Raw genomic sequence first — 8,232 nt, forward strand, 5'->3', positions numbered from 1 at the left:
CAGAATGTCTTCGTCCGAGTATCGCTTCCGAGCCATCCCTTGTTCCCCCCTCTCGACCAAAGTAGTGGCCCAATTTTACGGGGCAAAGACAGCCGGCTTGAATAGTCGCCTCGCTGATTTTCACTGCCTAACGCGAATAGACAAGCAAAACCGAGGTCAATCTAATCAAAGTTGAGATTTTTCGGTCAGTGTCTTTTTTAATGTCTCAGACGGTAGCTCTCCGAACATTGATTGGTATTCTTTCGCAAAGTGGCCACCAGAAAAGAAGCTATGCATGAGTGCTGTGTCCTTGACCGACCTTGGTGTTGATACAACGTCTAGGAGATGCTCTCGGACAGAAGTCAAACGTCGCTTCAATATGTATTGCCAAGGCGATTCACCAAAAATCTCGACAAAGTTCTCGTGAAGTTGGCTTCGCCCCACACCAGCAACTCGACACAGAGTTGAGATCGTTAGTTGGTCCGCAGGGATACGTGTGATCGCGCCCCGCGCCAACCTAACATTCTTGAAAGCTGCCTTGTCTAGAACATGTGTACCATCGGAAAGTAGGTTCAACGACAATATCCATTGCGCGATCTGAGCAAAAAATTCGCTTTCTACTCCGCGGCTCATTCCAAATCGCCGCCCCCCTTGATCAAGAGGTGAAGCATTTTGGAAAGCTCGGCCAGCGATCTTTGATAGATTCTCAGCCGCCGCTAGACCAATTTGAAACTTGCTGTGCCCTTTGGGTAGCTCATCGTAGGTGCGCCTGCTTAAGGAAGCGACTTCTCTCGTCATTCGGCGGCGCTCGAAAGCAATGAACAGCACTTTCCGATCCTGACCCACATTGCAGTATTCGTACTCCCCGTCGAGCAGATAGAAATCACCTGGATCGGAGTACCAACCATTTACGCGGTAATCCCCGTCCCAAGAAAGTGGCAACATTAGTGCCATCAAATCCTGCCTTCCGAGCACTGTCCAAGAAGACCGGGCTTCACTGGACGCGGTATTTACAAAACTGTTTTCTCCATAGATCCAACAGTCCTTTAAATTGATGTCGCCAGGACCCAGCTGTACAAGTTCTGTTTCTCGAACCGGCGCATTCGTGAAGTGTTGTGCAAAACTCTTTATCGGTCGCAACTGCATTAGAACTCTCCAAGATGCGTGAAACCCATAGGTCCAAACTTAGTGCGCGGTCTTAAAAAATTAGTACACCGGATAAATTGAATACTATTTCATCGCGAGAATTTCGCCTAACCAAATAAGCTGTTCCCGAAATATTGTCGAAAGCGAAGCGGATTGGGGCTGCCGAACAAAGGATTTCGGAGCCAGATTTTTTGCAATCCGTTAGGTGAAAAAATGCCGCGATCTCGCGGACTAGAGGTGTCTTCGTTACTTCAAACTCCAAACACATTGGGTCGATTGCGCACCAAGAACATCGAAATAGTATTGAAATATAAGGAGAAATAGTATGAAAGCCCCATTGCTTCCTTACAAATCCGCTTTCCGGCCGGACAGGCGTGATGTATTGAAAACCGGGTCGCTTGCTGCTGTGGGGGCTCTTTTGCTTCCCTATCGAACAGCTATTGCCCAATCTGATGCAGCAGACGTGATTTTCAGTGGCGGCAGCATCCTTACGATGGACACCGCCAACCCGAAGGCAGAAGCGCTGGCAGTCCGTGATGGGCGGATCATCGCTGTTGGTAGCCAAGATGAAATCGACGCGCTGACTTCCAGCACGACACGCATCATTGATCTTGACGGCAGAACCCTAATGCCTGGCATGATCGACAGCCACGCGCATTCATATTCGGTGGTCAAGGACGACTTCATTATTATAAGTCCGACCGAAGTAGCCAGTTTCGACGAGGTAATGCAAAAACTGAACGAAGGTGCCGCCAAGTTGAAAGAAGGCGACTGGCTTCTGGCCGCTGATTATGACGGCGTCGTGACCCCCGGCGGACGACAGTTCACTCTTGAAGATATGGACCGCATCGCTCCCAACAACCCGTTCTTGTTGCTGGAAGGAAGTGGTCATGCAGCTTATGCTAATTCACTTGCCTTCAAAATCGTTGGAATCGACGAGAACACCCCGGATCCAGTCGCGGCTCGCTACGTTAAAAACGACAAAGGGGAACTCACTGGTCGCTTGGAAGAGCTCCCGACTTTTGGCCCGTTTCTAAACGCTGCCCAACAACTGACCGATGAGGATATGGAGGCGCGAACACTCCGTTTTTTCAACTCGGGTGCCAAGGTCGGAATTACCACCTTTGGTGATCCAAGCGTCGGTCAAAACAAAGGAATAGAAGACCTCAGATTATTTGAACGCATCAAGGATCGCGCGCCGGTGCGGACGCGCGCCTTTCTAGTTTCAACCCTGATGGACGACTGGGCCGAAAACGGAATCGGTATGGGCTACGGCGACGACAAGATGCGCGTTGCCAAGATGAAGGCGTGGTCAGATGGCGCAACGCAGGCCTACAGCTCTTACTTGCGCGAGCCCTACCTTGGCACGGACAGCCGTGGAGCACTCAACTACACGGAAGACCAACTATACGAGGTAGTCAAACGGGCACATGGGGATGGTTTTTCTCTTGCCGTTCATGGCAACGGGGATGCGGCTATAGATCTAGTACTACGCGTGTACGAACAGGTATTGGCGGAGAACCCGCGCGACGATCATCGGCACCGGATTGAGCATTGCAGCGTCGGCCATCCTGAGCAGTACGACAAGATGAAGGAACTCGGTGTTTCGCCAACTTACCTGTCCGGCCATATTCGATGGTGGGGCAAGGCGTTCCGAGATGATCTACTTGGTCCAGAAAGGGTCGAGTACTACGATGCCGCCGCCACAGCCGTTGAAAAAGGCATCCCGTTCTCAATGCACAGCGATTACTCGGTATCGCCGTTAGGTCCTCTGCGTTGCATCCAAGACATGGTGACCAGAGTCATGGCAGACGGTGGGGAAGTCTTCGCGCCCGACCAGCGTATTCCAGTAGAAGAAGCACTTAAAGGTGTTACGACGCATGCGGCCTGGCAACTGCATATGGATGACATTGCGGGGAGTTTGGAGGTCGGGAAATACGCTGATCTCACGGTTCTTGAAGACGACCCGACTTCTGTTGACCCAATGCAAATAGAAAACATCAAAGTAAGTGGAACCTGGCTGGAAGGCAAAGAGACCAACGCGGCGTGATTGGATCGCCTCATGACAAACAAAATCATTCTTGGGAGGTCAAGATGATAAAACGTCTGTTTATTGCAGCCCTATCAGGCGCAGTATTGTCCGTCGTCATGGCCGCTACGACTGCGTTCGCCTGTGCATTTCATAATTACATCCCGCAAGACACGGTGGTGGACAAGTTACTACGCAGTCAGGAAATTGCACTGGCAGTTCCTGTTATCGAAGATCCAAATGATCCGTTGCGGTATGATCCGATTGCAGCAATTGGCGCAACGCCCGAAGATATTGATATCCCTCAGCGCGTGGACGCAACCGCAATTCAGAGGCTTGGAAAAAATCCGAACGCTTACGCAATTTTCGGGCGAGAGAAGTACGGTGCTTGGACAAGACTTGCACTTGTCGACGGAGAATTGATCGCAGTCTTTGATCAAATCATCGCTCGAATTGAGGACTGGCGTGGAGGGGATGAGAATGACCGGTTAGTTTTTTTTGGCGCATTGTTGGGCCACACCGACATTCGTATTTACCAGTTGGCGCTTCGTGAACTTGACCGTGTGGAATATGGGACGTTGAAAAATCTTGGACTGAGCATCCCAGCGGAAGCGATCACCTCTGGATTGTATGCCGTCTCTGATCCGACACTCTTACCGATACAGGTTCTTCTACTTGGTCTTTCTAAAGACAGTGACATCCAACGGCCGTTGCAAGCAGGGCTTAAAGTCTATTCAACAAGGCCGGGTCCTGCCTTCGGTGCCTTCGCTACCGCTTTTGTAGAGCATGGTGGGCCAAGCGCCGCTGCTGAGTTGTCGATGCGTTACTTGGCAGATGTGACACTTCCGCTTGAAAACCGGGAACTGATTGTTGAGGCATTCGCAATTCACAGTCTTTCCGGGGATGAAGATACGCAAAATGTTGTTCGAGGCGCTGTTGCGACGGTGTTGCACAATGAACCATCGATTGCCCCGGTTGTTGCTCGTCAATTCGGAGGCCGTGAAGACTGGAGCCAAGCCAAGCTGCTTGCCGACCTTCTAAAGGCTGGGCACTTAACCTCGCCAGAAGATATCATTGCGGTGCGCGAATACGTGTCTCTGGCGGGCGAAGCACGGGCCTTGAAAATACAATAAGAAATTCGCGCGCAGAAAGCCGCCAGAGCGACAGAGTCCTTTACCGCAAACGACGCTGACACTGTGCATCATTTGACCCGAAACGGGTTCGGGATGACTCAAGCGCCCAGATATCGTTTTCTGGAAGATTTGGAAGATGGTCGTCTTGTTGAAGTCCTGCCGGATACGCCGCCATCCCCAACCCAGCTGGCTGCGTTTTACCCACAAAACCGACAACTCTCACCGCGCGTCCGGGTTTTCCTCGATTGGATCGTTCGCGTTTTCGATAAGGCCGCACGTCGACCAAATGTCTAGGGCCGTCAGCTCGACTTTGCAAAGTCAGCTTTCTGCGCATTGTGGCCGTTCGCATTAATTTTCAGTGATCTTGCCTCAAACAATCAACCTCTGGGTCTCACAAAAGTTAATGGTATACTGACCGGCTCTCTAGAGTTTCAGCGCGGAACAGCATCCGTTTAACATTGCGTAGGCTCAGATAGAGTCCTCGCTCATCCATAGAGTGTTCGATCACCCACTCAATTGCATCCAGTGAATCCTTCGACAAACCCTTTCGAGTGGCTTGATAGCGTGCAAACCCCTTTAGCTGACTACTTGAAAGTGCTTGCAACTCAATCACGGTGCATCGGTTAACCAAAGGATCTGGCACACGAGAAACATCGTTTGCAGTCAACACCCACGAGATATGAGACATATCAAACTTGGTTCGGTAAAACGGGCACTCCCAAGCCACAGCTGTCGCAGGTTCAAGAAAGCTCAACAATGAATCCGAGAATGCGTGATGGGCCCCACTATCTGAAGTACCTGATTGCGCTTTACAGATTTCATCAACGACGATCAGAGGATTTCCAACGCGGTGTTGGAGGATCGTTTCAAGCGGCCTCCCTGGTTGTGCTGACGACCAACCTCTTTCCGTTCCCGCAACACTGAAGCCTACTCCACCCAAGCTGGCATCGATCTCGCATCTGGGAATTTCGAGTAGTTCGGACAACCTTCTGGCCCACACCGATTTACCAATTCCTGGCGGTCCAATCAGCAACAGATTCGGCAGTTGGATTGTATCTTTGGTGCTTACGATACGCCGCAATGCTTGCCAAACCTCATTGGTGGCGGCAGACATCCACGGCATTTCTTCATGTAATGCAGATACTGTCTCGTCCACCCAATGCTCGTCTCTCGGCTCCACCAAACGAACCTCATTCATCAGTGGTCGTAGTCGTTGGATTTCTTTCTCCGAGAGGTGCCCAAGACCTGAGGCTTCAGTCCTGTGTTGCAGGACGCTTTGCACTCGGCTTTTGATGCGTCGCTTGTCATCCCAAGTTAGCAGAGCACCATCGGATAGTTCGCACACAACTTTATCAGACTCATTTCCCCCGAGATCAGCCGAGTGCACATCATCTCCGATGGTCTCTTTGGCCAGCCGCGTTTTGCGCAAGTTTATCAGATATTCTGTGAGCCGGTGCGTAATGGCACCTTTTTCAAGGTTGGGATCCGTGGCGAGTAGGAGTTTGACAGTCTTCATAGCAGTTCTCTACTCGCCCTCATTTAGAGCGACATCGCAGATTTTTCGGACCAGCCCCCACACGGATGTGCGCCGTGGGTGCCCGATGATATCGCCGCTCGCTTCGGATTCAGGGATTCCTAGTCGTGGCGCCCCATACTCCTTCGTTCGCACACGATAGTCGGAGATGTCCGCCAATTCTGACATATTTCCAGCGCGCGCTTCGGCTACTGCTGTGCTGTTGACATAAACGACGACTCTTAGCATTTCTCACTCCTAAAGTTGGTAGAAGTGGTGGGACTCGAACCCACAGATCCACGGTAATCTGCCGCTAAAGGGAATATAAAGCCCTCACTCGCACCTGCGCACTTCCATCGTTCTGATCCGAGATCAGGCCGATATTCGTTGCGACTGGTTGGTGCTTGTTTGGTTCATAACAAAAATCATGTGCAATAGACTGTTAAAGTCGTCAAGACAGATTTTTCAATAAAAGAAAGAGTTTGCGCGAAGTTCACGGAACCTTCCACATTTTTTTTGACAGTAATACAATTCTCAGAAAACTGACTTGCACACGCATCCCAATTTGAGGCATGTCCGCGGTGCCGACGCCGATCCTTGTGAGTCTTGCCGGCCGACCTCTCGCTGTTCAGAGTCCTTGGCCCAAATTGGATCTGCATAGCTTCTGCGACTAAGACGTTTGCTTCAATCCTTCCCATTACAGCCGAGGGCCACGCTGATATGGCAGCCAAGGATAGAGGGTATGAAAGAAGAAACTGTAATCGCAACCGATGCTCAAGCATTGCGGGATGCGGCCGCTGCAATCGTGGCTCGCGTGCGCAGAAACGAAGGAAACATCAACGTCAACGGTGTGCTCGCGGAACTAGCGCCAGCTATTGTCGGGGATAAGTGTACCTGGGGAGCGTTGCTTATGCGCCCAGTAGTTGTGTCTAAGGGTGTTCAAATTGCTTCGTTCAGAGATCAACCCAAGAAACCAACTAAAGAAGCAAAACGACAAGAGTTTGAACCAAGTTTTGGTTGTGCCGTAGACCCAGCAGAGTTCTCAATGGCGAGGATGCTAAGGCTCGCTGCACGCTGGAGCAATGGCAGCTATGAGAAAAGAAACGACCGAACAGCCGCCTGTCATTTTTTCGGAGTTGCTATCTACGAATTTTAACTGGTCTGCTTTGCAGACCTACTCAACGCAATTCAGAACGATGAAACGCCGATCTTTGTTGACTCCGCATATCGACTACTTTGGGACTGGAGCAATCTTTCGCACGCCAACAAGGCGAAATACCCTTCTGGCTATCTAGAGCATGGGGTCAAACAGCAGATATTCGAGCTTTCCTATTGTGTTCCATATGACCCAACGTCTCAAATTCGCTCTATCTTACAAACGTGGGCCTACTTAAAGTTTCAGCTTCCCAGCGCTGACTGTTCAGAATCCTGGCGCCAGTTAGCTAGAGAGTTGGGCTGGCTGGAGCAACCAATTGAGAGTACAGATTGAGCTTCAAAGCCGGAGGCATCGGAGGCGCAAATCCAAGCGCATTCCACAAAATTGAATGGGTGACCTTACATTCATTGCTTCCGGACCTCAGGAAAGTCGCCGTTGGCGCAGGCAGTCCGCTACGCCCTTGGTCGAATGCCAATTGCACGGCCCTATCCCAACAGCGGAGCACTGAGGCGGTCCTGCAACGCAGCTCTGTGCGCCTCAAAGTAGCTGGGCCGCGCCCTCAGACGACGACGGAGTGGATACCGCCGCAAAAACCGCGTCGAGCGCAAGATGCATAGCGTGAAACTACTGACCTAAATCGCGCCAAAATTGTTCGTAAGCTACCTTCGCGCTACTTGAGGTCTCGTCGAGCAAACAATTGTGGAATGGTGAGATGCTCATACGAGCGCTTTGCGGGAGCCCACAGAACACAGGAAATATGACTGGCTCGCTCAGCTAGCGCTTACCTTACAACAGATCGATAGCTCTCGAAATGCTAACCGACTAGGCGCCAAGCGAAAGATTGTCATCTTTGTGTGCAATCAAGCTTCACCATGGATATGGCGGTTGGTTCAAAACCGACGTTTCAACCGGCCTGCTGCGCTTGAGCTACGCATGGCTCCGCTCAGCAGGCCTCTGACCGAAACGTTGCGATACACCTAGGTCCTTGTAAGGACCGTCAGTTAAGCCGTATTTGTAGAATATTCGAGCCCCTCAACATTCACCTTATTAAAACAACAGGTTAGATCGTTTTCAACCATTCGATTAAGGTGCATTATTTGAAAGGTAAGATAAGAACCGCGGACCTACTGATTACAAATCAGCTTTTCCCCGCAAAGATAAAGTTGATTTGGCTCATTTAGAGCGGTCATGTCTTTGCCCCGTAAAATTGGGCCACTACTTTGGTCGAGAGGGGGGAACAAGGGATGGCTCGGAAGCGATACTCGGACGAAGACAT

6 protein-coding genes are annotated in these 8,232 nt (G+C 50.9%); 4 read left to right on the forward strand and 2 right to left on the reverse strand.

The window, feature by feature from the left end; translation table 11 throughout:
- Nucleotides 1-165: 165 nt before the first annotated feature.
- Nucleotides 166-1,125 (reverse strand): helix-turn-helix domain-containing protein, encoded by a 960-nt coding sequence (locus ACR0MV_RS21505; protein WP_480703709.1) that lies wholly within the window; start codon nucleotides 1,123-1,125, stop codon nucleotides 166-168.
- Between the two features lie 325 nt (nucleotides 1,126-1,450).
- On the opposite strand from ACR0MV_RS21505, the gene ACR0MV_RS21510 reads away from it, so the two are divergent.
- From ACR0MV_RS21510 to ACR0MV_RS21520, 3 genes are read left to right on the forward strand one after another with little or no spacing between them, the layout of a single operon-like run.
- Nucleotides 1,451-3,175, forward strand: coding sequence for an amidohydrolase (locus tag ACR0MV_RS21510; RefSeq protein WP_480703710.1), 1,725 nt, complete (start codon nucleotides 1,451-1,453; stop codon nucleotides 3,173-3,175).
- Between the two features lie 44 nt (nucleotides 3,176-3,219).
- Nucleotides 3,220-4,287 carry a hypothetical protein gene (locus tag ACR0MV_RS21515; protein ID WP_480703711.1) on the forward strand — a complete coding sequence of 356 codons (1,068 nt, stop codon included), beginning with the start codon at nucleotides 3,220-3,222 and terminating at the stop codon, nucleotides 4,285-4,287.
- A 3-nt stretch (nucleotides 4,288-4,290) separates the two neighbouring features.
- Nucleotides 4,291-4,581: a LysR substrate-binding domain-containing protein gene (locus ACR0MV_RS21520; RefSeq protein ID WP_480552866.1), complete on the forward strand. Its 291-nt coding sequence runs from the start codon at nucleotides 4,291-4,293 to the stop codon at nucleotides 4,579-4,581.
- A 106-nt stretch (nucleotides 4,582-4,687) separates the two neighbouring features.
- Here ACR0MV_RS21520 and ACR0MV_RS21525 read toward each other — a convergent pair whose 3' ends face one another.
- The gene (locus ACR0MV_RS21525) at nucleotides 4,688-5,803 is read right to left on the reverse strand and encodes an AAA family ATPase (RefSeq protein ID WP_480703712.1); all 1,116 of its coding nucleotides are present in this window, start codon (nucleotides 5,801-5,803) and stop codon (nucleotides 4,688-4,690) included.
- A gap of 739 nt (nucleotides 5,804-6,542) precedes the next feature.
- On the opposite strand from ACR0MV_RS21525, the gene ACR0MV_RS21530 reads away from it, so the two are divergent.
- The gene (locus ACR0MV_RS21530; RefSeq protein WP_480703713.1) at nucleotides 6,543-6,956 is read left to right on the forward strand and encodes a hypothetical protein; all 414 of its coding nucleotides are present in this window, start codon (nucleotides 6,543-6,545) and stop codon (nucleotides 6,954-6,956) included.
- Nucleotides 6,957-8,232 lie beyond the last annotated feature (1,276 nt).

This window comes from Ruegeria sp. BC3 (genome assembly GCF_056539265.1).